The organism is Ochrobactrum sp. BTU2 (assembly GCF_024539785.1).
Taxonomy (GTDB): domain Bacteria; phylum Pseudomonadota; class Alphaproteobacteria; order Rhizobiales; family Rhizobiaceae; genus Brucella; species Brucella anthropi.
Window position 1 is genome coordinate 1 of the sequence record NZ_JAHWRG010000098.1, and the last position, 569, is coordinate 569.

Consider the following 569-nt stretch of genomic DNA (forward strand, 5'->3'; position numbering starts at 1 on the left):
ATTCCGCGTGCCATGGCTTGTGAAAGCTCATCCGGTGAAAGCTTCATCCGGGCAAGCTGGTCAGCTGCGTCGGCAATCGTTTCCGCCGACATCAGCACCGTGCGGATTTCTTCGGTAAGGCCCGCAAGTGCTCCGGCCGCATCATCCTGAAGCCGGTCAGTCAGCTTCCCGATAATATCTTCAGTCGGCGATTTCGTTTCGCGAGCGTTCAGCATCTTGCGAACCGAGTTAAGCTCAGGCGCACGCCCGTCCGATTCAAACAAGCGATCCATCAGGGAAGGCTGACGCCCACCGATAACCTCTTCTCCTTCCACGGGAGCCGGAGCGCCGAGGCGTTCGCGGATATAAGATGCGCCAACCGTGAGACCGTGTTTGGCGAACTTGTCGAAGGCTTCGGCAAACTCCTTCAACATCACTTCGTCCGGACGCCCGATACGGACGATCGGATAATGATCCTGCGGGCCGAAGTTCATGGCGACGAGATTTGGAATGAGCTGGCGAATGATGGTGGCGGTGATCATCATGGCATCGGAACGCTCGATATCCTCTTGGACGAGACGATGTTCCTG

At 57.1% G+C, this 569-nt stretch carries 1 protein-coding gene; it reads right to left on the minus strand.

The annotated features are described in order from the left end of the window. Positions 1-569, minus strand: a 569-nt coding sequence (locus tag KWJ32_RS28335; protein ID WP_256886633.1) for a DUF935 family protein, incomplete at both ends; no start/stop codon positions are given.